23 protein-coding genes are annotated in these 24,609 nt (G+C 63.1%); 7 read left to right on the top strand and 16 right to left on the bottom strand.

The window, feature by feature from the left end; genetic code table 11:
- Positions 1 to 66 precede the first annotated feature (66 nt).
- Entirely contained in the window at positions 67 to 576 is a 510-nt protein-coding gene (locus JJT62_RS11450; RefSeq protein WP_202072900.1) for a YchJ family protein, read from the top strand.
- 158 nt (positions 577 to 734) lie between these two features.
- On the opposite strand, the gene JJT62_RS19420 is transcribed toward JJT62_RS11450, so the two are convergent.
- The 5 genes from JJT62_RS19420 to rph form a co-directional block, all read right to left on the bottom strand.
- Positions 735 to 1,301, bottom strand: coding sequence for a methylated-DNA--[protein]-cysteine S-methyltransferase (locus JJT62_RS19420; RefSeq protein ID WP_202072899.1), 567 nt, complete (start codon positions 1,299 to 1,301; stop codon positions 735 to 737).
- Positions 1,302 to 1,337: 36 nt separating this feature from the next.
- On the bottom strand, positions 1,338 to 1,718 hold the full coding sequence (locus JJT62_RS11440; RefSeq protein ID WP_202072898.1) for a DUF779 domain-containing protein: 381 nt from the start codon (positions 1,716 to 1,718) through the stop codon (positions 1,338 to 1,340).
- Positions 1,719 to 1,848: 130 nt separating this feature from the next.
- Positions 1,849 to 3,366: an aldehyde dehydrogenase gene (gene adh, locus JJT62_RS11435; RefSeq protein ID WP_202072897.1), complete on the bottom strand. Its 1,518-nt coding sequence runs from the start codon at positions 3,364 to 3,366 to the stop codon at positions 1,849 to 1,851.
- A gap of 251 nt (positions 3,367 to 3,617) precedes the next feature.
- On the bottom strand, positions 3,618 to 4,247 hold the full coding sequence (gene rdgB, locus JJT62_RS11430) for an RdgB/HAM1 family non-canonical purine NTP pyrophosphatase (RefSeq protein WP_202072896.1): 630 nt from the start codon (positions 4,245 to 4,247) through the stop codon (positions 3,618 to 3,620).
- Between the two features lie 163 nt (positions 4,248 to 4,410).
- On the bottom strand, positions 4,411 to 5,124 hold the full coding sequence (rph, locus tag JJT62_RS11425; RefSeq protein WP_202072895.1) for a ribonuclease PH: 714 nt from the start codon (positions 5,122 to 5,124) through the stop codon (positions 4,411 to 4,413).
- 162 nt (positions 5,125 to 5,286) lie between these two features.
- Between rph and JJT62_RS11420 the strand changes: the two genes are divergently transcribed.
- Positions 5,287 to 7,365 (top strand): elongation factor G, encoded by a 2,079-nt coding sequence (locus tag JJT62_RS11420; RefSeq protein WP_202072894.1) that lies wholly within the window; start codon positions 5,287 to 5,289, stop codon positions 7,363 to 7,365.
- Between the two features lie 3 nt (positions 7,366 to 7,368).
- Here the strand turns inward: JJT62_RS11420 and JJT62_RS11415 are convergent, their stop codons facing one another.
- On the bottom strand, positions 7,369 to 8,661 hold the full coding sequence (locus tag JJT62_RS11415) for an SCP2 sterol-binding domain-containing protein (RefSeq protein WP_202072893.1): 1,293 nt from the start codon (positions 8,659 to 8,661) through the stop codon (positions 7,369 to 7,371).
- Between the two features lie 34 nt (positions 8,662 to 8,695).
- The gene (locus JJT62_RS11410; RefSeq protein WP_202072892.1) at positions 8,696 to 9,160 is read right to left on the bottom strand and encodes a MarR family winged helix-turn-helix transcriptional regulator; all 465 of its coding nucleotides are present in this window, start codon (positions 9,158 to 9,160) and stop codon (positions 8,696 to 8,698) included.
- 128 nt (positions 9,161 to 9,288) lie between these two features.
- Between JJT62_RS11410 and JJT62_RS11405 the strand changes: the two genes are divergently transcribed.
- Complete coding sequence (locus JJT62_RS11405) at positions 9,289 to 9,483, top strand: hypothetical protein (RefSeq protein WP_202072891.1); 195 nt, start codon at positions 9,289 to 9,291, stop codon at positions 9,481 to 9,483.
- 177 nt (positions 9,484 to 9,660) lie between these two features.
- On the opposite strand, the gene JJT62_RS11400 is transcribed toward JJT62_RS11405, so the two are convergent.
- Positions 9,661 to 10,935 (bottom strand): DUF2235 domain-containing protein, encoded by a 1,275-nt coding sequence (locus tag JJT62_RS11400; protein ID WP_246744842.1) that lies wholly within the window; start codon positions 10,933 to 10,935, stop codon positions 9,661 to 9,663.
- A 144-nt stretch (positions 10,936 to 11,079) separates the two neighbouring features.
- Between JJT62_RS11400 and JJT62_RS11395 the strand changes: the two genes are divergently transcribed.
- Positions 11,080 to 12,087 (top strand): sulfate ABC transporter substrate-binding protein, encoded by a 1,008-nt coding sequence (locus tag JJT62_RS11395; protein WP_202072890.1) that lies wholly within the window; start codon positions 11,080 to 11,082, stop codon positions 12,085 to 12,087.
- Between the two features lie 116 nt (positions 12,088 to 12,203).
- Here JJT62_RS11395 and JJT62_RS11390 read toward each other — a convergent pair whose 3' ends face one another.
- The 3 genes from JJT62_RS11390 to JJT62_RS11380 all read right to left on the bottom strand — a co-directional run bounded on the left by JJT62_RS11390 (position 12,204) and on the right by JJT62_RS11380 (position 15,340).
- Complete coding sequence (locus tag JJT62_RS11390; protein WP_202072889.1) at positions 12,204 to 13,211, bottom strand: lysylphosphatidylglycerol synthase transmembrane domain-containing protein; 1,008 nt, start codon at positions 13,209 to 13,211, stop codon at positions 12,204 to 12,206.
- Between the two features lie 111 nt (positions 13,212 to 13,322).
- Entirely contained in the window at positions 13,323 to 14,048 is a 726-nt protein-coding gene (gene phbB, locus JJT62_RS11385) for an acetoacetyl-CoA reductase (protein ID WP_202072888.1), read from the bottom strand.
- Positions 14,049 to 14,164: 116 nt separating this feature from the next.
- On the bottom strand, positions 14,165 to 15,340 hold the full coding sequence (locus tag JJT62_RS11380; protein ID WP_202072887.1) for an acetyl-CoA C-acetyltransferase: 1,176 nt from the start codon (positions 15,338 to 15,340) through the stop codon (positions 14,165 to 14,167).
- Between the two features lie 244 nt (positions 15,341 to 15,584).
- Between JJT62_RS11380 and phaR the strand changes: the two genes are divergently transcribed.
- Positions 15,585 to 16,211 carry a polyhydroxyalkanoate synthesis repressor PhaR gene (gene phaR / locus JJT62_RS11375; protein ID WP_202072886.1) on the top strand — a complete coding sequence of 209 codons (627 nt, stop codon included), beginning with the start codon at positions 15,585 to 15,587 and terminating at the stop codon, positions 16,209 to 16,211.
- A gap of 256 nt (positions 16,212 to 16,467) precedes the next feature.
- Positions 16,468 to 17,352 (top strand): GGDEF domain-containing protein, encoded by an 885-nt coding sequence (locus JJT62_RS11370; protein WP_202072885.1) that lies wholly within the window; start codon positions 16,468 to 16,470, stop codon positions 17,350 to 17,352.
- A gap of 233 nt (positions 17,353 to 17,585) precedes the next feature.
- Here JJT62_RS11370 and ychF read toward each other — a convergent pair whose 3' ends face one another.
- Together ychF and JJT62_RS11360 are read right to left on the bottom strand one after the other, a co-directional pair.
- Positions 17,586 to 18,683 carry a redox-regulated ATPase YchF gene (gene ychF, locus JJT62_RS11365; RefSeq protein WP_202072884.1) on the bottom strand — a complete coding sequence of 366 codons (1,098 nt, stop codon included), beginning with the start codon at positions 18,681 to 18,683 and terminating at the stop codon, positions 17,586 to 17,588.
- A gap of 121 nt (positions 18,684 to 18,804) precedes the next feature.
- Positions 18,805 to 20,550: a di-heme-cytochrome C peroxidase gene (locus JJT62_RS11360; protein WP_202072883.1), complete on the bottom strand. Its 1,746-nt coding sequence runs from the start codon at positions 20,548 to 20,550 to the stop codon at positions 18,805 to 18,807.
- Positions 20,551 to 20,777: 227 nt separating this feature from the next.
- Here JJT62_RS11360 and JJT62_RS11355 point away from each other — a divergent pair, with 227 nt between their 5' ends.
- Positions 20,778 to 22,130, top strand: a complete 1,353-nt coding sequence (locus tag JJT62_RS11355) for a murein L,D-transpeptidase (protein WP_246744841.1) — start codon at positions 20,778 to 20,780, stop codon at positions 22,128 to 22,130.
- Between the two features lie 270 nt (positions 22,131 to 22,400).
- Here the strand turns inward: JJT62_RS11355 and JJT62_RS11350 are convergent, their stop codons facing one another.
- From JJT62_RS11350 to JJT62_RS11340, 3 genes are read right to left on the bottom strand one after another with little or no spacing between them, the layout of a single operon-like run.
- A complete protein-coding gene (locus JJT62_RS11350; RefSeq protein WP_202072881.1) occupies positions 22,401 to 22,841 on the bottom strand; it encodes a GNAT family N-acetyltransferase in 441 nt (146 codons plus the stop codon).
- Entirely contained in the window at positions 22,838 to 23,614 is a 777-nt protein-coding gene (locus tag JJT62_RS11345; protein WP_202072880.1) for an ABC transporter permease, read from the bottom strand. The genes JJT62_RS11350 and JJT62_RS11345 overlap by 4 nt, the downstream gene beginning before the upstream one ends.
- The gene (locus JJT62_RS11340; RefSeq protein ID WP_202072879.1) at positions 23,611 to 24,372 is read right to left on the bottom strand and encodes an ABC transporter ATP-binding protein; all 762 of its coding nucleotides are present in this window, start codon (positions 24,370 to 24,372) and stop codon (positions 23,611 to 23,613) included. The genes JJT62_RS11345 and JJT62_RS11340 overlap by 4 nt, the downstream gene beginning before the upstream one ends.
- Between the last annotated feature and the right edge of the window lie 237 nt (positions 24,373 to 24,609).

Below are 24,609 nucleotides of genomic sequence, written 5' to 3'. Positions count from 1 at the left end.
TGATGGACGGAGCGCGCGCCATCCCTTAGCTCTTCGCCCGCAAGATTACTCACCAGAAAGCCCAGCATGACCGACGCAATCTGCCCCTGCCGCGTAACCGACGCCGACAAGCGCGCCTATGCCGATTGCTGCAAGCCCTATCTCGAAGACGGCAAGGCGCCGCCGACGGCCGAAGCGCTCATGCGCTCGCGCTACACGGCCTTCACGCGCGCCGAGATCGATTATCTCGAAGAGACGCTTGCGCCCGGCACGCGCGACGATTTCGACCGCAAGGCGATCACCCATTGGGCGAAGCAATCGCAATGGCTCGGCCTCGAAGTGCTCTCCACCGAAGCGGGCGGCGAGGGCGACGACAGCGGCTTTGTCGAGTTCGTCGCCAGCTTCACCATCGAAGGGCAACGCTACGATCATCGCGAGCGCTCGCTGTTCAAGAAGGTCGACGGCCGCTGGTATTTCCAGGAAGAGGCCAACCGCAAAAACGAGCCGATCGTGAAGGGCAAACAGCCCGGCCGCAACGATCCGTGCCCCTGCGGCTCCGGCAAGAAATATAAGAAGTGCTGCGGCGCCGCCGCGTAAGGCGGCGGGCCCTCATCCGACCCCTGCTAACGCAAGGGCCACCTTCTCCCGCGCGCGGGAGAAGGAGTCACGCTCCCAAACCTCGGTGTTCTCTCCTTCTCCCGCATGCGGGAGAAGGTGGCCCTCGCGTTAGCGAGGGTCGGATGAGGGCGCGCCGATCACGCGACATGGCGGGGCAGGACCGCCTTCTCCCGCGCCAGCAGGACACGCTTGCGATCGGCTCCCCAGTGGTAGCCGGACAGAGAGCCATCGCTGCGCAGCACGCGATGGCAGGGGACCGCGACGGCCACAGGGTTTGCGCCAATGGCGCTCCCCACCGCCCGCGTCGCTTTCGGCGCGCCGATGCGACGGGCGATCTCGCCATAGCTTGTCGTATGGCCCGGCGGGATCTCGCGCAACGCCGCCCAGACGCGGCGCTGGAAGTCCGTGCCGCGCGCGTCGATGGGAAAGGCGACGGGGGAGTTGGGCCGTTCGATCATCGCCAAGGCCGAGTCGACGAGCGCGTCGCCATCCGCATCCTCGATCAGCAGGGCCTTTTTGAAACGCCTGCGAAGGTCTTCCTGCAGAACTTCGGCGTCGTTGCCGAGCAATATGGCGCAGACGCCTTTCTCGCTCACGGCGATCAACGCCTTGCCGAGGCTGCATTTTCGCAGCGAATAATGGATCGTCTCTACGCCCGGCGTCGGAATCGCTGGCGGCGTCTCATGCAGGCTTTGAGCTTTCATCGAAACCTTCCAACGTAAAGCGGCCAACGGGTTCAGCTACGAATGACTTGGGTCTGCGGGAGCGAAGGCGCCAAGCTCCTCGTCAGAGAATAGTCTCGAACGGGTCAGAAATCGCTGCCCGGTTCCGTTATCCAGAGAAAACATGCCGCCCTGGCCCGGCACAACGTCGATGATGAGCTGGGTGTGTTTCCAGTAATCGAATTGCGCGCGGCCAATGTAGAAAGGCGCGCCGCCGATCTCGCCGAGCTTCACGTCATTGTCCCCCACGAGAAACTCGCTCTCCGGATAGCACATGGGCGCCGAGCCGTCGCAGCAGCCGCCGGATTGGTGGAACAGGATGGGGCCGTGCGCGCGGGTGAGGCGTTCGATGAGGGCGAGCGCGGTTTCGGTGGCGATGACTCTTTGGGGCTGGTTCATTCTGTTCAAGACCCCCTCCCCAACCCTCCCCCGCTTCGCGGGAGAGGGAGTAAATCGTGGCCTTCATCAGCAACGCTGATCGCGAGCGTCCCCTCTCCCGCGAAGCGGGGGAGGGACAGGGAGGGGGCTTCTAGAAGAACCCCAGCTTCTTCGGGCTGTAGCTCACCAGCATGTTCTTCGTCTGCTGATAGTGATCGAGCATCATCTTGTGATTCTCACGCCCGATGCCCGACTGCTTGTAGCCGCCAAAGGCCGCATGCGCGGGATAAGCGTGATAGCAGTTCGTCCAGACGCGGCCGGCCTGGATCGCGCGGCCGAAGCGGTAGCAGCGATTGATGTCGCGGCTCCACACGCCGGCGCCAAGGCCATAGAGCGTGTCATTGGCGATGTGCAGCGCTTCGTCGTCGTCCTTGAAGGTCGTCACCGACACCACGGGGCCGAAGATTTCTTCCTGGAAGACGCGCATGCGGTTATGGCCGTGCAGCACCGTCGGCTTCACATAGTAACCGCCGGCGAGATCGCCCTCGAGCGTGTTGCGCTCGCCGCCAGCGAGCACCTTGGCGCCCTCCTGCTTGCCGATATCGATATAGCTCAGGATTTTTTCGAGCTGCTCGGAAGAAGCCTGCGCGCCGATCATCGTCTCGGGGTCGAGCGGATGGCCCTGCTTGATCGCGGCGACACGCGCGAGCGCGCGCTCCATGAAGCGGTCATAAATCTTCTCGTGAACCAGCGCGCGGCTCGGGCAGGTGCAGACCTCGCCCTGATTGAGCGCGAACATCACGAAGCCTTCGATCGCCTTGTCGAAGAAGTCGTCGTCCTCGCGCGCGACATCCTCAAAGAAGACATTGGGCGATTTGCCGCCGAGCTCCAAGGTCACCGGGATCAGCGACTGACTGGCGTATTGCATGATCAAACGGCCCGTCGTCGTCTCGCCGGTAAAGGCGATCTTGGCGATGCGGTTGGAGGACGCGAGCGGCTTGCCGGCCTCCAGCCCAAAGCCGTTGACGATGTTCAGCACGCCCTTGGGCAGCAGATCGCCGACGACCTCCGCCCAGACGAGAATGCTCGCCGGCGTCTGCTCAGCCGGCTTGATGATGACGCAATTGCCGGCGGCGAGCGCGGGCGCGAGTTTCCAGGCCGCCATCAGCAGCGGGAAATTCCACGGGATGATCTGGCCGACGACGCCGAGCGGCTCGTGGAAGTGATAGGCCACCGTGTCGTGGTCGATTTCGGAAATGCCGCCTTCCTGCGCGCGCACGGCGCCGGCGAAATAGCGAAAGTGATCGATCGCGAGCGGAATGTCGGCCGCCATGGTCTCGCGGATCGGCTTGCCATTGTCCCAGGTCTCGGCGGCCGCGAGGAGCGCGAGGTTCTCCTCCATGCGGTCGGCGATTTTGTAAAGAATCCGCGAGCGCTCCGCGACGCTGGTCTTGCCCCAGGCGTCTTTCGCAGCATGGGCGGCGTCGAGCGCGGCCTCTATGTCGTCCTTGTCCGAGCGGGCGATCTCACAGACCTTCTGGCCCGTGATCGGCGAGAGATTGTCGAAGACGCGGCCGGACCTGGCGTCGGCCCATTCGCCATTGATGAAATTCCCGTAACGCGCCTTGAAAGGGGGCTTTGCGGCGGCGAAACTCTCATGCTTGGTCATGGGTGGCCTTCCATCGGGTTTCCAGCGTCGTGCGCCTTGGCGGCGCGTCTTTACCGTTGGAAGATAGTAAGGCACAGCTCCGCGCCAAGGGAAAGGCGGCCGGGAAGCTTGATCCTGTGTAATTGCGACGCGGCGTTCGTCGACGCGGTCATTGCGAGGAGCGCAGCGACGAAGCAATCCAGGGCCGCTACCATTGCTCTGGATTGCTTCGCTTCGCTCGCAATGACGGGTAAGCTCCGGTCGATAAAAGACTAATCCAAACACGCCTTCGCCATGGTCTGAAACGCCCGCGCCCGATGCGAGAGCGCCCGCGAGCCGTCGCCGGGCAAAGCGTGTTTTTCGGCGGACATCATCTCGCCGAAAGTCTTGTCGAGTTCGTCGGGCTTGAAGATCGGATCATAACCGAAGCCCTTGTCGCCCTTGGGCGGAAAGACGAGCACGCCATCGACGCGGCCCTCGAATTCCTCGATATGTCCGTCGGGCCAGACCACCGCGAGCGCGCAGGTGAAGTTGGCGCGATAGGGGGGCGTGGCGCCGCGCTCCTCGAGCTTTTGCCGCACAAGCGCGCAGGCCGCCTTGAAGTCCCGGTTTTCCCCCGCCCAGCGCGCCGAATAGACGCCCGGCGCGCCGTCGAGGGCGTCGACGCAGAGGCCGGAGTCGTCGGCGAAGGCGGGCAGGCCCGCGGCCATCGCCGCCGAGCGCGCCTTCAACGCCGCATTGCCGCGGAAGGTCGTCTCCGTCTCCTCGGGCTCGGGAAGGCCGAGATCGCCCGCCGAAACGGCGTCGACGCCATGCGGGGCCAGCAACTGCTGGAGCTCCCAGAGCTTGCCGGGATTGTGCGTCGCGATGACGAGCTTGCCGTGGATTTTTCGGTGGGTCATTTGCGTCAGCATTTCTTTTGCGGAAGCGCCCCCTCCCTGTCCCTCCCCTCCCCTCGTCTCTCGACGGGCTGTGGCGGGAGAGGGGACGCTCACGATCAGCATTCTCGATGAAGGCCACAATCTGCCCCCTCTCCCGCGAAGCGGGGGAGGGTTGGGGAGGGGGTTACGCCAGCGCCGCTTTTTGCAGCGCAACGAGCTCCGTGACGCCTTTCTGCGCCAGCGCCAGCATGGCGGAAAGCTCGTCTTGCGAGAACACCGCTACTTCCGCGGTCGCCTGAATTTCGACGAGCCCGCCCGAGCCGGTAATCACGAAATTGGCGTCGGTCTGCGCGGTCGAGTCTTCCGCGTAATCCAGATCGATCACCGGCGCGCCGTTGAAGATGCCGCAGGACACCGCCGCCACATGGTCGCGCAGCGGATTTTCCTTGATGATGGAGCGCGAGCGCATCCATTCGAAACAATCGCGCAGCGCGAGCCAGGCGCCGGTGATCGAGGCCGTGCGCGTGCCGCCGTCCGCCTGGATCACGTCGCAGTCGAGCATGATCTGGCGTTCGCCGATCGCCGGGAGATGGGTCACAGCGCGCAGCGAGCGGCCGATCAGGCGCTGGATTTCCTGCGTGCGGCCGGACAGCCTGCCGGCGGAAGCCTCACGGCGCGTGCGCGTATGCGTGGCGCGCGGCAACATCGAATATTCCGCCGTCACCCAGCCGCGGCCTTGTCCGCGCAGCCATTGCGGCGGCTTGTCTTCGAGTGATGCGGTGCACAAAACGTGCGTATTGCCGAATTTCACGAGACAAGAGCCTTCGGCGTAGCGGGTGACGCCGCGCTCGAAGCTCACCGGGCGCATCTCGTCTGGCGCGCGCTTGCTGGGACGCATGAAGGCTCCTTTTTGCGTTCAATATTAGAGCGGTTCTAACGCGCTTTGGCTTGCGTTGGAAGCGCCTGCGGCGTTCATCTCACTTGCGCTTATAGAGACATGGTGGGACCATCCCGCAACGGGGCCAAGTCCAAAAGGCTCCGATGCAAAAGGGAGGATAGAATGGGCGAGACCTTCTCCCACGAAGCGAGAGCGCGGGGCTCCCGGCTGATCGCGCTGGCCGGCCCCTTCCAATGTGGCAAGACCACGCTGCTCGAAGCCATTCTCGCGTCCAACAAGACAATCGCAAAACAAGGCTCGGTTGCAGACGGTTCGAGCGTCGGCGACGCCAGCCCCGAGGCGCGCGCGCATAAGATGAGCGTCGAGGCCAATATCGCGGCCGTCGATTACATGGGCGACCGCTACACTTTCGTCGATCTGCCAGGCTCCGTCGAATTCGCGCATGAGGCGCGCAACATTCTTCCCGCCGTCGACGCCGCGATCGTCGTCTGCGAGGCGGATGAGCGCAAGGTTGCGGCGCTGCAGTTGACGCTGCGTCAGCTCGAGGAGTTCGGGGTTCCGCATCTCCTGTTCCTCAACAAGATCGATGCGGCGACGATCGACGTGCGCGACGCATTGAATATCTTGCAGCCGGCGTCACGCGCGCCCTTGCTGTTGCGGCAAATTCCGATCTGGAGCAACGGCGTCGCCGTCGGCTTCATTGATCTCGCTCTAGAGCGCGCTTACGTCTATCGCGAACATGCGCCTTCCGAAGTCGTCGAAATTCCGCAAGGCGAGGCGGCGCTCGAAAAAGAAGCCCGCTATTCCATGCTGGAGCGCCTCGCCGATTACGACGACGCGCTGATGGAGGAATTGATTTCCGACATCGAGCCGCCGCGCGATCAGGTCTTCGACGATCTGACGAAAGAATTGCGCGGGGGACTCGTCGTTCCGGTTTTCATTGGTTCGGCGGAGCGCGGGGCGGGCGTCACGCGGCTGCTGAAAGCGTTGCGCCATGAGGCTCCGGGCGTCGCCGAGACGCGGGCGCGGCTCGGCGTCGCGGAGAATGGCCCGCCGATGGCGCGCGTCCTTCGCACCACGCATACGTCGCATGGCGGCAAGCTGTCGATCGCGCGCGTGTTGCGCGGCGATGTTGCGGATGGGCAGACGCTTCGCTCCCCGCAGGGCGAGGATCGCGTCTCGGGCATGTCGCGCTTCGCGGGCGCCGCTCTCACCAAGGTGACTGACGCCAAAGAGGGCGACGTCGTCGCGCTCGGCCGGCTCGAACATGCGCAGACCGGCGACACCGTGGTCGCTGATGGAAAGGCGGACCTCGCCGGTCTCGCAACGCGCGCGCGCGCGCCCGATCCCGTGCATGCGCTGGCGCTGGTCGTGAAGGATCGCAAGGACGAAATGCGCCTCGCGGCGGCGATGGCCAAACTCGTCGAGGAAGACCCGTCGCTCATTTTCGTGCACGATCAGGAGATGTCGCAGATCAAGCTCTATGGCCAGGGCGAGATGCATCTGCGCGTCGCGCTAGAGCGGCTGCAATCGCGCTTCGGCGTCACCGTCGAGGTATCGAGGCCGATCGTCGCCTATCGCGAGACGATCCGTCACAAGGTGACAGTGCGCGGGCGGCACAAGAAGCAATCCGGCGGTCACGGCCAGTTTGGAGACGTGGTGCTGGAAGTCGCGCCGCGCGAGCGTGGAGAGGGCTTCGCCTTCGCCGAGCGCGTGCATGGCGGCGCGGTGCCCAGGCAATATTTCTCTTCCGTGGAGGCGGGTTGCCAGGACGCGATGATCCATGGGCCGCTTGGCTTTCCGGTGGTCGATGTCGAAGCGGTGCTGACGGATGGCTCGTACCATACGGTCGATTCCTCCGACATGGCCTTCCGCACGGCGGCGCGCATCGGCATGAGCGAGGCGCTGGGCAAGGCCGAGCCGATTCTGCTCGAGCCTGTACTGGCCGTCGATATTTTCGTGCCGAGCGAGGCGATGTCGCGCGCCACCGGGCTGGTGTCGGCGCGGCGCGGGCAGATCATCGGCTTCGGCCCGCGCGAGGGGTGGACCGGCTGGGACAAGCTCGAGGCGCTGATCCCCGAGGCGGAGATGGATAATCTCATCGTCGAGCTGCGCTCGGCGACGGCCGGCGCCGGTTTCTTCCAGTCGCGCTTCGACCATCTCGCGGAAGTCGTCGGCAAGCAGGCGCGCGAGATTGTCGCCGCGCATTCGAGCCAGCCGGCGCGGATGGCGGTGGGGTAACGCTCAGCCGGGAAAACACTTGCCGAAGGCCATGAGCAATCTTGGGTCGCCGCGTAGTTTAATGCGGCGACTCAGCAGCGCCCATGGCAGGCTCGTTTCCTTGCGCAGGAAGCGTATCCAGGTCTCGCTGTCGGCGGTGACGGCGAGGTCTGGTTGCCCGATCAGGCCGTTTTCTACGCGCAGTTTTTTGTCGGAGATGGTGATGGTCGCCTGTCGGCGACGCGCGCCGGTGAAGATGAAGTGATAGACCGCCTCTAACCCTTCGGCTTTGTTGCGCTGAAAGAGGTTGCGCATGCCGCCGAGGAAACCGTCGATATTCGTCGGTCGCAGCACGGCGCCGACATGTTTGACCCGCTTATGCGGAAAGCGGCGCGCGACATAATCCTCCGCGTCGGACCCGCGCCTCACATAAATGGTCTCGACCTTTTCCTTCAGCGGATCGAGGAAGGCGTGCAGGAACTTCTTTTTGTCGGCGTGATAGGCGCCGATGACATCCTCGCCCGCCGGACAGACGGCGAGGCAATAAGCGGCCTTATAGTTCGGCCCATAGGCGAGGCTCTGCCACATCGAGATGGTTTCGGCGTCGTTGAATTTTTGCTGATAAGCGCGCGCGCTCTTCGCGTCGGCGATCGTCTCGACGAAGTCTAAAAAGCCGCCCATGAACTCGCGATAATTATGCGTGTAGCAGGCGGAAAAATCGAAATGGCCGTCGGGCGCGATCGCGCCGGTGGGGCAGGCGGCGACGCAGAGCTTGCATTCGAGACAGGGATTGAAGTCGATCGGCGCGCAATCATGCGCAACCTCCAGGTCGGTCACGACTGTGCCGAGCAGGATGAAATTGCCGAACTTGGGGTGGATGACATTGCGGTGAATCCCCATGCGCCCGAGACCTGCTGCGACGGCGACGGGCTTATGGGCGATCACCCACATCTTGCCGGGCCATCGCTCCGCCTCCATCGGAAAGGCAAGCGGCGGATAGGCGGCGCGGCGCCCGAGTGTTTCGAGTGTTTCGACGATGGCGTGCGCAATTCCGTCGCATTCGCGGCCGGTATGGTGAAACTCCGTATTGGCGAGGGAGCGTGCGGGGCTGCGAATATTCTCGCGGTTCATTTTCACGACGAAAGGCATGAGCGTGCGCGCGAAAGGGAATGCGGCGAGGATGTCGGCGCGTTGATCGTCGAGGGCGGCGTCGTCGATCGCGACAAAGCCGACGTCATCGGCGCCGGCGGCGAGCGCGATCTGGCGTAGTCCTTGGGCGTCGAGCGTCGGTGAAACGGCGTTCGCAAGCACATTCATGGCATATACCCCTTTTTGGCTAAAAAGACGCGCGTCAGTCCCTCTCTCCAATCTCGGCGCTCGCTTTCATCAGCTCGCGCAGCTCGGAGAGCAGTTTTTGCAGCCGTTCGGCGCCGAATTGTTTTTCGACGGCGCTCTGCGCCTCGCGCCAATGCGGCATAGCGTTGGCGAGCGTCGACTCGCCGAAAGGCGTCAGCGCTACTTTGCGCGTGCGCCGGTCTTCGCCGGGCCTCACCTTCACGAGCCCGCGCTTCTGCATAACAGCGAGGTTTCGGGCGAGCGCGCTGCGGTCCATCACAAAGGCTTCCGCCAGCTTGCTCACCGTTGCGCCGCCGGTCAGCGAGCAGGCGACAAGTAAAGAATACTGCGTCGGCTCCAACCCCGTCTCGGCCATGAATTGACCGTAGAGCCGCGTCACGGCGCGGCTGGCGCGGCGCACATTGGCGGCGGCGCAGCTTTGCGCACAGGCTTTGACGTCGGCGGGGTCGGGCGCAGTCATGAAAGATGTATATGCCCCTATGTGTCCTTCGTCAATGTGCGCGCCGACACAGCGCCCTATGTGCGCCTCTGACATGATCGCAGGGTCGCGCGGCCGGCAGGCCCGCAAACAGCTATCGGAGCGTCGACATGCGCTTTTTCGTGGTCCTGACGGCGGCGATCTTCGCGAGCGCTTTGGGCTTCTTCACGAATTCCGAGAATTCGCCCGGAAAGCAAGAAGCGCAAACGGAAGAGGCGAGCGCGCGCTGCGCCAAGAAGATTGCGGTCGGTCCCCGCGGGAGCGAGACTGCTTGTCTGATGCAAAAACGCAAGGCGCGCGCGTAAGGCCGTCTTCTGCGAAGGCGGAGACGGCGTTCCAGCATGAAAAGGGCAGGGGTCGGCTCACTGTCATTCCCGGCGCGCGAAGCGCGACCGGGAATCCAGAGCAATAGTAGCTAGTGTTGCTCTGGATTCCCGATCGCTCGCTTCGCGAGCGTCGGGAATGACAGTGAACCAATCTTATTAAGCTTCTGCGTCTTCGGCGATTGGCCCGCTGGCGGGCGCCGTGTCGCGCGCCAGATTGAGCGGCCGGTAGCTTTCGTCTTTCGCCAGCTTTTCCCGCACGGAATCGGAGAGATCGATTTCGAAATCGTTTTTGATCGGAAACTCGGCGACCTTCGCCGCAAGCGCCGGAGAATGGTCGATCTGGCGAATGAAGTCGCCGTTCGGCTGCACGCGATCGATCTGCGGCGCGTCGTCCTTGCGGATGATCTTCAGCAGCGCTCTCGGCCAGTAGATATAGAGCTTCGTCGTCCACTCGTACCAGACCGTTTGCGAATTATGCAGCGGGGCTTGCGGATTCGGGTGGAAGGCGCGTGACGGCACGTCGCCGTAATCGCGCACGCACAAGCCGTGCGCCTTGGCCTTGTCGACCATCCACTTCAGGCCGCAGTCGGAGAGGCTCGAATCCTCATAGCCCCCGCCGACGTCGGAATGCACGCCGGGGAACCAGACCTCCTCATAGTTGAAGGTCGATTTGTCGCCCTTGGCGCGCAGAGTGTCGGCTTCTTCTTTGCGTGTCGGCGTCAGCTCCATGCGCGTCGGACGGAAGGGCCAACGCTTCTCGTCGATGGAGGCCGCGTGATAGGCGTTGAGAATGATCGGGCTGATCTTGGTGTCGTGAAATTGCGTGGGGAAGAATTTGTTCAGCAGCCAACCCAGCACGACGCCGAATGGCGCGCCGAGCGCGCCCACCGTGTCCCAGACGCCGAGGAATGTGATCGTCTCCCCGCCATTCGTATAGGCGTTTTTGAAGTCCTGCGAGGCTTGGCTGCTCGGATGCCATTGCGGGTCGGCGCTTCGGTAATGATCGAAGGCGTCGTCGACCAGGTGCAGATACTCGCGCTGCAGAATGCCGACGTTGTAAATCATCCCCGCGAGACTGCGCACCGTGTAGGCGCCGCGGCTGAAGCCGAAGAGAAAGATTTCGTCGCCGGGCGCATAATTGCTGACGAGAAAACGATAGGCGTCCTTGATATTGTCGGAGATGCCGTAACCGAAGCCGCCGCCCTTGATGCGCTCGTCCCAGCGCGTGCCGACGCCGCGGACATAATAAGCGACCTGCGGGCAGCCGTTTCCGTCGTCGATGCGCGTCAATTCGAAGAGACGCAGCACATTGGTCGGGCAGGGCTGGCCGTTCCGGCTTTTCTGATCTTCCTTGTTCCAGGTGCCGTCGCAGAAAACGACGAGCCGCTTGAAACGCTGGCTTGCCGGGGCCTTCGCCATAGTGTCGCTCATTGAAACCACCTCGACCAAAAACGACGCCGCAATGGGGTTTTATCCGCCAGTTTGAAATAGGACGCAACGCGCTGTCCGCGAGAGCGCTTGACTATCAGATTACATAGTCTATTGAATTAATGGATTTCTCTCCTGGAGTCAGGCATGCGCCATCTTCCGTTCTCGAAACTTGCTTGCGTCGTTCTCGCCGGTCTATTCGCGGTCCCGGCTCTTGCGGGGCAGACCCTGCTCAATGTGTCCTACGACCCCACCCGTGAGCTGTATAAAGCCGTCAACAAATCCTTTGCCGAGGACTGGAAGAAAAAAACCGGGGAGGAGATTTCTCTCCAGAGTTCGCATGGCGGCTCCGGCGCGCAGGCGCGTTCGGTGATAGACGGGCTCCCGGCCGATGTCGTGACTTTGGCCCTCGCCAATGACATCGACGCCATCGCGTCGAAAACGAAAAAGATTCCGGCTGATTGGCAGAAGCGGCTGCCAAATAATTCCGCCCCCTATACGTCGACCATCGTTCTGCTGGTGCGAAAGGGCAATCCGAAGGGGATCAAGGATTGGGACGGGCTCGCCAAGCCCGGCGTCGTCGTCGTCGCGCCCAATCCCAAGACCGGCGGCGGCGCGCGTTGGAATTTCCTTGCGGCCTGGGCCTATGGGCTGAAGGCCTTCAAGGGCGACGAGGCGAAGACGCAGGAATTCGTAAAGGCGATCTACGCCAATGCGCCCGTGCTCGACACTGGCGCGCGCGGCTCGACGGTCACCTTCGCCCAGCGCGGCATCGGCGATGTGCTGATCGCCTGGGAGAACGAAGCTTTTCTTGCCTTGCAGGAATTCGGCGCGGATAAATTCGAGATCGTCACGCCTTCGATCTCCATTCTCGCCGAGCCCGCCGTCTCTCTCGTCGACGGCAATGTCGACGCCAAGGGAACGCGCAAGCCGGCGGAAGCCTTCCTGGCCTATCTCTTCGAGCCGGCGACACAGGCGACAATTGCGAAATATGGCTATCGCCCGGCCTATCCGCAGCATGCCGCCAAAGAGGATTTGCGGCGTTTCGCCAAGATCGACCTCGTCACCATCGACAAGCAGTTCGGCGGCTGGCCGGCGGCGCAGAAGAAGTTCTTCGCGGACGGCGGGGTGTTCGACGAGATTCAGAAACGGTGAGGGCGGGGCCCATTGGTGATGTGGTTTCCGCTTGAATAGAGCGCTGTTTGTTACTCTGGATTCCCGATCGCTCGCTTCGCGAGCGTCGGGAATGACAGTGAAACCAAGGCGGCCTCTCATTTTGTCGGCTGGCCTCTGCCGAACAAGCGTGGAAATCCCGCGACCAGAAAGGCAAAAGCGATCGCCGTATGCGGCGCGGTGATCGAGAAGTGATAGGCCAGCGCCGCCGAGATCGCTTTTTCCGCCGACACCCCATGCGCCGTTGTCAGATAGGCGACGATGCCCGCCTCGAACACGCCGAGCCCCGCGGGGCTGGCGGGAACGGCGATCGCCAGAGCGCCGATCGCCAGCAGCGTCATGGCGGAAAGCAAGCCAAAATCGATCTCGGGAAAGATCGTTCTGAAGAGGACCAGGACCAGGCAGACATTCATAGTCCAGATCAGCGCGGTGCAAAGCGCAGCTCGTGGGACGCTTTGATGTGCGAGCAGCGTTTCCGCCTGTCGCACGAAAGACTCCATCCGCGCGCTTTTCAGTATTTTCCATTCGGACGGTCGCAAGCCAGTCTTTGGTCGAACCCGCACGAGCAGCAAAATGCTCGGGGTAAGGATCAGGGCAAGAGCAAGAGGCGTCGAAGGCGGGATGTCGACGAATGGCGAATGCGTGCTGGCGACGATTATGGCAAGCGCGGCGACCGCCAAGAGATCATAAAGCTTCTCGATCACGACGGCGGCGCCGAGGCTACCGAGCGGAAAGCCAAAATATGTCCCGCCTACATAGATCTTGGCGGCTTCCCCGAGGCGGAACGGGATCAGGCTGTTGAGTGTGAAGCCGACATTCGCGATGAGAAAGCAGGGAAGCGGTTTTGTCTGCAAGATCGCCGCGAGGCGCAATCCATAAAGCGCCAGAACCGCCGCGTTCATGGCCATTGCGACGAGAATCGCCTGCGCCGGCGTTTGCCGCAACTGGTCCAGCACATTCCGATAACTCACCTTATCGCTGAGCCAATAAGCGATGAAAATGAAAAAGCATGCGTTGAGCGCCAGCGCGATGCGCCGGCCGTGTCCGGCGAGGAGCCGCGTCGATAAAGCAAGCATATTGCTTGACGGCGATAGCGCCGGGGGCATGCTGGCCGCCTCTTGAAAGATGCCCCTGAGGGCTTTCGAGTGGCTCAGATGGACATCAAAAAATGGCCGGCGCAAGGGCCGGCCATATCGTTCTTTCGGCAACGGCGCGGCTTACGCCATATACTGGCCGCCGTTGATCGTCAGCGTCGAGCCGGTGATGAAGCCGGCGTCATCGCCCGCAAGGAAGACAACCGCGCGGGCGATCTCCTCCGGCTCGCCGAGGCGGCCGACGGCGATATAGGGGATGATGTGCTTGTCGAGCACGTCCTGCGGCACGGCCTTCACCATGTCGGTGCCGATATAGCCCGGCGCAATGGCGTTGACGGTGATGCCCTTGGAGGCGCTCTCCTGCGCCAGCGCCTTCACGAAGCCGATGTCGCCGGCCTTGGAGGCCGAGTAGTTGGTCTGGCCGGCCTGGCCCTTCTGGCCGTTGATCGACGAGATGACGATGATGCGGCCGAAACCGCGGTCGCGCATGCCGTTGATGACCGGGCGCGTGACGTTGAACAGCGAGTTGAGGTTGGTGTTGATCACCGCCTGCCACTGCGCGAGCTCCATCTTGTGGAACAGGCGGTCCTTGGTGATGCCGGCGTTGTTGACGAGGATCTCGACCGGGCCGAGGTCCTTCTCGATGGCGGCGATGCCCGCCGCGCAGGCGTCGTAATCGGACACGTCGAACTTATAGACCGGAATGCCCGTCTCGGCCTTGAACTTGTTGGCGGCCTCGTCATTGCCGGCGTAGGTCGCGGCGACATTGTAGCCGGCGGCCTTCAGCGCCTTGGAAATCGCCTCGCCGATGCCGCGCGTGCCACCCGTGACAACTGCAACTCTCGCCATTTTGGATGTCTCCCTTGTTTTCGTTCAAAAGAAAAGCCGGCGCCGGACCGCGAGCCTTCAGGCTCGCTCGTCGACGGCGCCGGAATAATGCCCGCCCGAAGGCGCGCGGTCTGTTCTTAGCGCTCCACGGTCAGGGCGATGCCCATGCCGCCGCCGATGCACAGCGTCGCGAGGCCCTTCTTGGCGTTGCGGCGGCCCATCTCATGCAGCAGGGTGATGAGAATGCGCGCGCCGGAAGCGCCAATCGGGTGGCCGATGGCGATGGCGCCGCCATTGACGTTCACGATGTCCGTGTTCCAGCCCATGTCCTTGTTGACGGCGAGGGCCTGAGCGGCGAAGGCCTCATTGGCCTCGACGAGATCGAGGTCGGAGATCTTCCAGCCGGCCTTCTCCAGCGCCTTGCGCGAGGCCGGGATCGGGCCCGAGCCCATCACCGACGGGTCGACGCCGGCCGTCGCCCAGGAGGCGATGCGGGCGAGCGGGGTGAGGCCGCGCTTGGCCGCCTCGGCCGCGCTCATCACAACGAGCGCCGCGCCGCCGTCATTGATGCCGGAGGCGTTGGCCGCCGTCACCGTGCCGTCCTTGATGAAGGCGGGACGCAGCTTGGAGACGCCTTCGAGCGTCACGCCGTGCTTGACATATTCGTCGGCGTCGACCGTCACGTCGCCCTTGCGGGTCGAGATGGTGAAGGGGACGATCTCGTCCTTGAACTTGCCGGCCTTCTGGGCGGCTTCGGCCTTGTTCTGCGAGGCGACGGCGAAAGCGTCCTGCTCCTCGCGGCTGATCTGCCAGTTCTTGGCGACGTTCTCGGCCGTGATGCCCATGTGGTAGTTGTTGAAGGCGTCGGTGAGGCCGTCCATGATCATCGTGTCGATGAACTTCATGTCGCCCATCTTGGTGCCGGCGCGCAGATGCGCGGCATGGGTCGAGAGCGACATGGACTCCTGGCCGCCGGCGACGACGATCTGGGCGTCGCCCGCCTTGATCTGCTGGGCGGCGAGCGCCACGGCGCGCAGGCCCGAGCCGCAGACCTGATTGACCGTGAAAGCGGTCTTGTCGTCCGGAACGCCGGCCTTGATGGCCGTCTGGCGGGCGGGATTCTGGCCCTGGGCGGCCGTCAGCACCTGGCCGAGGATGACCTCGTCGACCACGCCGGCTTCGAGCTTGGCGCGCTCGAGGGCGGCTTTGACAGCAGCGGCGCCGAGCTCGTGGGCCGGAACCGTCGCAAAGGCTCCGTTGAACGATCCAACGGCGGTGCGCGCCGCGGAAACGATCACGATATCGGTCGTCATTTCTGTCTCCCTCTAAAAGATAGGTCGGGCTCTCGAGCCCTGAGCGCCCAGCCGGGGCGGACGTTGTTGAGCATTTCGCGCTTGCGTTCGTCAAGCCGCGGCCCGTTTTGCACGGAATTAGCCGCGAGCGAAAGCTGTCCATGAGGAAAATATTGCCGCAGGCGCCAAAATGCGCTTATCGTCAAGGCGCTGGGCTTGACCGTTTTTCAGGCAGCCCGCCGGCGAGGGGAGCGGTGTCAGGCGTATGGCGAACGAGAAGAAACCGACCGTAATCAAGAAATACGCCAACCGTCGGCTCTATGATACGGGGACGAGCACTTACGTCACGCTGGAGGATCTCGCCGCCATGGTCAAGCGCGGCGAGGATTTCGTCGTTTGCGACGCCAAGAGCGGCGAGGACATCACCCGGCCCGTTCTGACCCAGATCATCTTCGAGCAGGAGGGCAAGGACGGCCAGAGCCTGCTCCCGATCGCCTTTTTGCGCCAGCTCATCCGCTTCTACGGCGACAGCATGCAGATGCTGGTGCCGAGCTATCTCGAGTTCTCGATCGACAAGCTCACGAAAGAACAACAGAAATTCCGCGACCAATTCTCCTCCGCGTTGCCGGCGGGCCCCTTCACCGAGCCCACCCGCCAGGCTTTCCAGGCGATGGAGGAGCAGGCGCGCAAGAACATGGCGGTGTTCCGGCAGGCGCTGACAATGTTCAACCCGTTCGGCCTTCCGGCCGAGACCGTTTCGAACGCCACCGTGTCCTCGGTGGACGGGCACGAAGCGTCGGCCGTTCCAAGCAAGGAGGCGGGCGACGTCGCCGAGCTGAAACGGCAGCTCGATGAACTCAATAAGCGGATCGACAATCTTTCGAAGGACTAGGCGCCGAGTCGAGACCGCAATCCGAGCGATTAGATACGAATTTTAAGGGACTTTGCCGTTCAATAGAGGCTCAGATTGCGCCGGTGGAGCGCGCTTTGGGCGTTTTGAGAGCATGGGCCACATTATCGATACGGTTGCCAACCTTACCGACCACCGGGACAGGAACGCGCTCGTAGATACATTGCTGTCGGTGTTTCACGGTTTGCTGGGCGCATCGCGGCTGACCTTGTGGAACATTGTCGACAGGAGGGGATCCATGTGGATTCGCCGGCGGGCGGATTTCGGCTCGCCGCGCGGCGACGAGACGCAAACGTCCGCGCCTCATCCGGGCAATATGCTCCTTCCCCTCGAGACGTTCGGCGGCCTGCGCGATTGTTTCTATTCGAAGGAGCCCTTGTGCCGCTCGGCGGGCCCGGCGAACGGCGTGCGTTATGTCTTCCCCGTCATGGATGGCCAGGAGGTGATCGACCTTCTCGAGGTCACGCGTTCGTCGCCGCTGAGCCATGAACAGGAGCGGATGGTGACGGGGATGCTGCGCATCTACCGCAACCATCTCGGCATATTGGACTATGGCGATTGCGACGAGCTGACGGGGCTGCGCAACAGGCGAACCTTTCACGACAGTTTCGCAAGGCTCAACTACGGGAGCTGCTCGGAAAAATGCGGCGAGCTGCGGACATGTTGCGGCCGCTGTCCTTATCTCGCCGTCATCGACATCGACCATTTCAAGCGCGTCAACGACAGCTTCGGCCATCCCTTCGGCGACGAGGTCCTGGTTCTTTTCGCGGGCGTGCTGCGCGAATGCTTCAGCGACCACGATCGTCTGTTCAGATTTGGCGGGGAGGAGTTCCTCGTTATTCTCGACCATGTGACGATCGATGAGGCCTACCACACCCTCGAAAGTTTCCGGGCGCGGGTGGAAACCTTTCGTTTCCCGCAGGTCGGGCCGATCACCGCCAGCATCGGATACACGCAGGCGGTCGCCGGCGACACGGGCGCCAGCGCCTTCGGCCGCGCCGACGCCGCGCTCTATATCGCCAAGCAGAGCGGGCGCAACCAAATCCGATCGCATGAGATGCTGGTGGCCGACGGCCTGATACAGGGCAGGATCGCCGTCGGCCAGGACGTCGAGCTGTTCTGACCCCTCGGACCGCGCGCCTTCAGGCGCGCATATTTGTCGATAATCTCCGAGGCGGCCTCGCCCTTCGAGACGCGAGCTTCTCAGGATAAGGCCTAATTGTTTGGCGCGGATGCAGAAGCTCCTCATGCTGAGGAGCCTGCGCAGCAGGCGTCTCGAAGCACGAGGAGCGTCATCGCCCATTTGTCAGAGCGCGCATTTGTCCAGCGAGCCTGAAGGCTCGCGGTCCAGGGTCGCTACGTATTGAACCGGAAGTGCATCACGTCGCCGTCGGCGACGACATAGTCCTTGCCTTCCAGCCGCAGCCGTCCGGCGTCGCGCGCGCCGGCCTCGCCCTTGTAGGCCACGTAATCGTCACAGGCGATGGTTTCGGCGCGGATGAAGCCCTTCTCGAAATCGGTGTGGATCACGCCTGCGGCCTGCGGCGCGCGCGTGCCCTTTTCGATGGTCCAGGCGCGCGCTTCCTTCGGGCCGATCGTAAAATAGGTGATGAGCTGCAGAAGATCGTAGCCGGCGCGGATGACGCGATTGAGGCCTGGCTCGGTCAGACCGACGGCCTCCAGAAAGTCCTTCTGCTCCTCGATCGGCATGACCGCGATCTCGCTTTCGATCTTGGCGGAGACCACGACCGAGGCGGCGCCTTCCTCAGCGGCGCGGGCGGCGACCTTGGCGGAGTTGCCGTTGCCCTCGGCCGCGGAGCCTTCCTCGACATTGCAGACATAAAGAACCGGCTTCGACGACAAAAGCCCGAGGCCGTTGAAGGCGATCCGCTCCTCCTGAGTGACTTTGGCCATGCGCGCCGGCTTGCCGTCCCGCAGCAGGACGAGGCAGCGGTTCATGAGGTCGAGAAGCTCCTTGGATTCCTTGTCGCCGCCCTTGGCCTTCTTCTCCAGCGGGACGACGCGCTTTTCCAGGCTCTCCAGATCGGCGAGCATCAGCTCGGTTTCGATCGTCTCGATGTCGCGGATCGGATCGACGCCGCCCTCGACATGGGTCACGTCCCCATCCTCGAAGCAGCGCACGACATGGGCGATGGCGTCGCACTCGCGAATATTGGCCAGGAACTGATTGCCGAGGCCCTCGCCTTTGGAGGCGCCGCGCACGAGGCCGGCGATATCGACGAAGGTCAGCCGCGTCGGGATGATCTGCTTGGAGCCGGCCACTTTGGCGAGATCTTCCAGGCGCGGGTCCGGCACCGCCACTTCGCCGACGTTCGGCTCGATGGTGCAGAAGGGGTAATTTGCGGCCTGCGCCGCCGCCGTTTGGGTCAGCGCGTTGAAAAGGGTCGACTTGCCGACGTTCGGCAGGCCGACGATGCCGCATTTGAAGCCCATAGTCGTCCCGTTCGATTGGTGAGGGTGATCGTTGGCGGGCGGTATGGGCGGCGGCGGCCGAAAAGGCAAGGGGCGCCGAAGCGCCCCCGCGATTTCTCGTTATTCAGGCCACTGCCTGCCGTCATAGGCTCTTCAAATATTCGAGGAGCGCCTTCTTCTCCTCGGGCGCCAGTTTCGTCCCGAACTCATGGCCGCAACGGCTGTTGCCCGAGTCGCGCTTCGAGCAGTCGTCCGCCGTATAGGTCGAGCTCAGCCCAGGCTGATCCTTGGCAAGACCCACATTCTCGATATCGTAGTTCACGCCGACCTTGAAGGAAGCCGGGCGTTCCGCGGCGGGTTTCAGCAGATCGGCGAGCGTCGGCACCGAGCCGTTGTGCAGATAGGGCGCGACCGCCCAGATGCCCTTCATGACCCGCGCCTCATATTTGAACTGGGGCGCCTGTTGGGGCTTTGCATAAAGATTTTGCAGGGCTGTCTTGATCTGGCTGTTGATCAAAGTTTGCAACTGCTGCGGCGATCTCGAATCCCGTTGGATGCAGGCGTCGACGATTGGCTTGAAGACATCCAGGCCAAAATGCAGCGGCGCTTCGAGGATCGAGCCGATCACGGACACGCCGAGGATGGAGAAAATCTTGTCCTTGGGCTTCAGCGGCGTGTCGGCGCCGGGAACCAGCGGGATAAACGCCCCTTCCAGCACGCCCGTGTCGGCCTCGCGGCCAAGAATCTTATACTCGCGCGAATCCGTCTCGACATCCTGGAGCGGCGTCGCCCAGGTGTTGGGATTGCACAGACGCGGGTCTCCCGCCGTTTCCGCGTGACAGCCGCTCGCGCAATCCTTTTCGTAGATCGCCTTCCCTTGCTTGATGAGGTCCCCATCGAGCTTCCAGGGCCATTTCGGCGGGTCGATTTTCTTGAGCAGGAATTCGAGTTGCTGCAAGCCGGCGAAATTGAGCGACGACTCGTTCAGATAATCGACGATATTGACGTCGGGCAAAATCTTCGACGGGCGATAGACCCCGAACACGCCGTAAACCTCGCCGACATTTCTCGCGAGGCCGAGAATGTCGTCGCCGTTCTTGGCGAAGCCAGGCCATTGGGTGATGTCCTGGATGGGCGCATTCCAGACGAAGGGATAGCGCACGGGCGCGTCGGCGCGCGCGATATTCTCTTCGATGATCCGCAGCGGCGGGTGGCCGATATCCAGGCCCGCGACGCGGTTGAAGATCATCGACACGGCGTCGGCGCGGCCGACGCCCCAGCCGGGCGTCGGAAGCGCGCGCGCCATCAGCGTGTGATAGGGCTTGAACCAGGCCTCGACGTCGTCGTGTAGCTGCTTATGCGCATGCGGGCTCTGCGCGCCGACGGCTTTTGCGAATGCGTCGAAGGCCGCCGAATCGGTAAGGATTTTATCGACCGCCGTGTCGAGATCGGCGAGGAAGGCCTGGAAGTCGGATAGCGCCGGCCCGCCGTCGATGCGCCAGGAGGCGCCCTGGACGTTGATTTGACGAACGTGGCAGCCGGAGCAGGTCATGCTCAGCGTCCGGACGCCGCCCTCCGACGCGGTCAGGAAGCCGACGGGCAGGCCGGGCGTCGGACTTTCAGAATTAGGCAGATAGCCGTAGCGGGCCATGCTGTCGTCGAGGAACCCCGTGCCGTCGGCGCGCTTCAAGGCTTTGAACCAGTCGAACGGTATGATTCGCGCGCCCTGGTCCCGCGTATAAAAGTCGTTACGGCTCGCCTGGGTCCATTGGCTCCCCTGGTTCGCGTAAGTCACTTCCGCTGCGGATGGAGACAGGCTCGTCAGAGTCAGGAGCGATGCGGCGCCGAGTGTGGCGATCGACGACATAAATCTATCATATTTTGACATGTTTCCTCCCTCAAATGAATCAGAATGAATATTTGGCGGGAGAAAAGCACAGAATATGTCTTTCATCAACTGGCGTTGCATTGCGCAACTCATGTTGCGCGACAAGATTGCGAGAAATTGAGTTGACCCTTGCCGCCTCGCGGTTGACAAACCGGGAAAATATTCAAGCCGCGCCCCGGCGGAGCAGGGGCCGTGAGAGAGATGGCTGACGGATGGCGACGAGCAGGATGACGAAAAGCGCACGGTTGATCGGCGCGGGCCTTATCGTGGGCGCATGGATCGGCGCGGCGCCGGTGTTGGGGCAAAGCGCGCCGCCGGTGGCCGCGCCCGCTCCCGCCCCTGCGCCGGCTCCCGCCGCCGCGCCGCCCGTTGCTCCCGCGCCGGCGACTCCGGCCGCGCCTGCCGAACAGACTGCGCCGGCTCCCGTCACTGAAGCCAGCGCGCCGGCGCCAAAGCCGAAACCCAAGCCCCGTCCGCCTGCGCCGCCGCGCGAGATGGCGCTTTCCGACGATCCCACCCCGGTGCTTCAACCGGAGACATTCTTCACCACTTCCAAAGCCTCGGAACGATACGCCCAGATCGTCGATCTCGGCGGCTGGCCGACAGTGGGCGTCAGCTTGCGCGCCGGCGCGAAAGGCCCGGCGGTCGCCACTCTGCGCCGGCGCCTTGCGGCGGAGGACGATACGCTTTCCGACACGCGCAAACAGGTCTGGGACAATGATCTCACGGCGGCGGTGAAGCGCTTTCAGTTTCGCATGGGTTTGAAGCAGACGGGCGTTGTCGCCGGCGCAACTTTGCGCGCGCTCGACGTGCCCGCGACCGTGCGCTTCCGCCAGCTCGCCTCCAGCGCGCAGCGGCTCGCCGGCGTCGATTTCCCCTTCGGACCGCGCTACATCATCGTCAATATTCCCTCGACGGCGGTCGACGCCGTCGAGAACGACCGCGTGGTGCGCCGCTACGCAGCCATCGTCGGCGATCCCGAGCACCACTCGCCGGAAGTGCAGGCGAAGGTCGTCGCGGTCAATATCAATCCCACCTGGACCGTGCCTGTCTCGATCATCAAGAACGAGATCGCGCCGCATATGCTGAAGGACCCCAGCTACCTCACCCGCCAGCGCATACGCGTGCTCAACAACAAGGGCGACGAGGTCGATCCGCGCTCGATCAATTGGGCGAGCGAGCGCGCGGTGAATTACACGCTGCGGCAAGATTCCGGCGTGGGCAATTCGCTGGGCTCGATCCGCATTTCAATGCCCAACCAACATTCGGTCTATATGCACGACACGCCGTCGCGTAATCTCTTCGCCAACGACTATCGCTTTCTGTCGCATGGCTGCGTGCGCGTGCAGGGCGTCGTCGATCTCGCGACCTGGATTCTCGACGGCGCCAATGGGCCGCAGATGAGCAAGGAAGACATCACCGCCAAGATCGCCTCGGGCGAGCGCGAGGAAGTGAAGCTCGCCCGCGCGGTGCCGGTGGTGTGGGTCTATATGACCGGCTGGGCGTCCGCGGACGGCACGGTGCATTTCCGCGACGATGTGTATCATCTCGATGAGGTGGGCGGCGACGCGCGGCTGTAGGCGCTGATCTACCCTCCAATAAAGGCTCGGACCTGCCCCCTCTCCCGCGAAGCGGGGGAGGGTTGGGGAGGGGGCTCTTATAGAATTTCTGTTTGATAGCGCGCATCGGGGCTTGGTCATTCCCGCCGAGCTGAAAGCCCGACCGGGAATCCGAGCCCGTCATTGCGAGTGAAGCGAAGCAATCCAGAGCAGCGATGCGGCCCTGGATTGCTTCGTCGGCTCCGCCTCCTCGCAATGACGGCGGTGAGTCCCTGTGTGTCCGAACCGCTGCTACAGCGTTAAGCGGTAGCGCACGAAATCATCGGCTCCGACGAATTTATCGTAGAGCCGACGAGCGCGCGCATTGTCTGTTTTTGTATGCCAGTAGATGCGCGACCACCCCTGCGCGCGCCCCAGATCGATCAAATCCTGGATCAACGCCTGTCCGACGCCGCCGCCGCGAAGGCCGGGATCGACGAACAAGTCTTCGAGATAGCAACTTGGCGTCATTGTCCAAGTGCTGTCGTGAAGCACGGAAATGGTAAAGCCGGCGATCTGCCCGTCAGTCTCTGCGATCCGTCCGATCAACGGCAAATTCGGATCGAGAAGCCGGCGTAAAGTATGCTCCGTTACATCGGCCGGCACGGTCGACTCATAGAAGTCGTTGTAGCCTGCCCAGAGCCTGCGCCAGTCTTTGGCATCGGACGCACGAATGTCTCTGACAATCGTCATTCACCGCGCTCCCGCGCGCTCTCGTGCCAGCCGCGCAGCAGATAATGCGACAGCGCCGCCAGCGCGCCATAGATCGCCAATCCCGCAGCCGAGATCAGCGCCAGTGCCGCGAACATGCGCGGAATATCGAGCCGGAAGCCCGCTTCGACGATGCGATAGGCAAGGCCCGAGCCCTGGCCCGAGGCGCCCGCCGCCAGCTCCGCGACAATCGCGCCGATCAGCGACAGTCCGCCGCCGATGCGCAGCCCCGCGAGAAATTGCGGCAGCGCCGCTGGCAGGCGCAGATAGATGAGCCTTTGCCATGGCGACGCATGATAAAGATCGAAGAGGTCTTGCAGCGCGTGATCGACAGAGGCGAGGCCGAGCGCCGTATTGGAGAGGATCGGAAAGAAGGCGACGAGAAAGGCGCAGACGAGCACGGCGTTATCTGGCTGCAGATAGACGAGCAGCAGCGGCGCGATGGCGACGATGGGCGTCACCTGCAGCACGATGGCGAAAGGCAGCAGCGCGCGCTCGAGCCACTTTGATTGCGCGAGGAGAAGCGCGAGCGCCACGCCGCTCGATGTGGCGATGAGAAGCGCTTTCAGCGTCACGCCCAGCGTGACCAGAAGCGAGGAAAAGAGCAACTCCCGATCCTCGATCAGCCTCTCGAGAATTGCGCTCGGCGCCGGCAGAACATAGGGCGGAATGTCCCGCCACATCACAATCCATTCCCACACGCCAAGCGCTGCTGCGCAGACGGCGAGGGGGACGATGATATCGGAAAGTTTCACGCTTCTTCCCTCACCGCGTCGCCAAGCGCGCGCGAGGCGCGGCGCGAGATTTGGGCGAATGTGTCGCTCATCCTGAACTCGGCGTCGCGCACTATTGCAGGATCAATGTCGATCTCATCGATGATCTTTCCGTAAGGGGTCGACATCACGACGATGCGCGTCGAGAGAAAGGCGCTTTCGAAAATCGAATGGGTGACGAACACGATCGTGGCGCAGAGATTCTTCTTCAAGGCGACGAGATCGTCATTGAGCTTGAAGCGCGTGACTTCGTCGAGCGCCGCGAAGGGCTCGTCCATCAGAATGAGCGCCGGCTCGGTGACCAGCGCGCGGGCGATGGCGCAGCGCATTTTCATGCCGCCCGAAAGCTCGCGCGGCAGCGCATCGGCGAAATGGGCGAGGCCGACCCGCACAAGCGCCTCCATCACGCGCTCTTGCGACGCCGCGCGGCTCTCTCCTGCGAGCCGCAGCGGCAAATAGACATTGTCGAAGGCGCTCGCCCAGGGCAGCAGCGTCGGCTCCTGAAAGACGACGCTGAGCTTTTTACGCGCGCGCGGATAGGCCCAGGAGATGACGCCTTCGCTCGGTTGCGTGAGACCCGCGATGAGGCGCAGCACCGTGGATTTGCCGCAGCCTGAAGGACCGAGCAGCGTGAGCGTTTCGCCTTGATAGATGTCGAGATCGAGGCCCGAGAGCGCGGTGACGCCATTGGGGAAAGTTTTGGCGATGCTTTGCAGGGAGAGGAGGGGATCAGTTCCCATGGAGCCCCCTCCCCAACCCTCCCCCGCTTCGCGGGAGAGGGGGCAGATTGTGGCCTTCATCAACAAAGTGGATCGTGAGTGTTCCCTCTCCCGCTTTAGCGGGGGAGGGACAGGGAGGGGGCAAAACGGCCGCGATAACGAATGCAACTAATCGAGGTCGGCGGGGATGCCCCCCGCCATCCCCGTCATTGCGAGCGAAGCGAAGCAATCCAGCGGCCCCATAGCGGCTCTGGATTG

Source organism: Methylocystis sp. Sn-Cys (genome assembly GCF_016745395.1).
Classification (GTDB): domain Bacteria; phylum Pseudomonadota; class Alphaproteobacteria; order Rhizobiales; family Beijerinckiaceae; genus Methylocystis; species Methylocystis iwaonis.
Note: the sequence above shows the minus strand (reverse complement) of the source record. Positions and strands in the feature narration are given on the sequence as shown.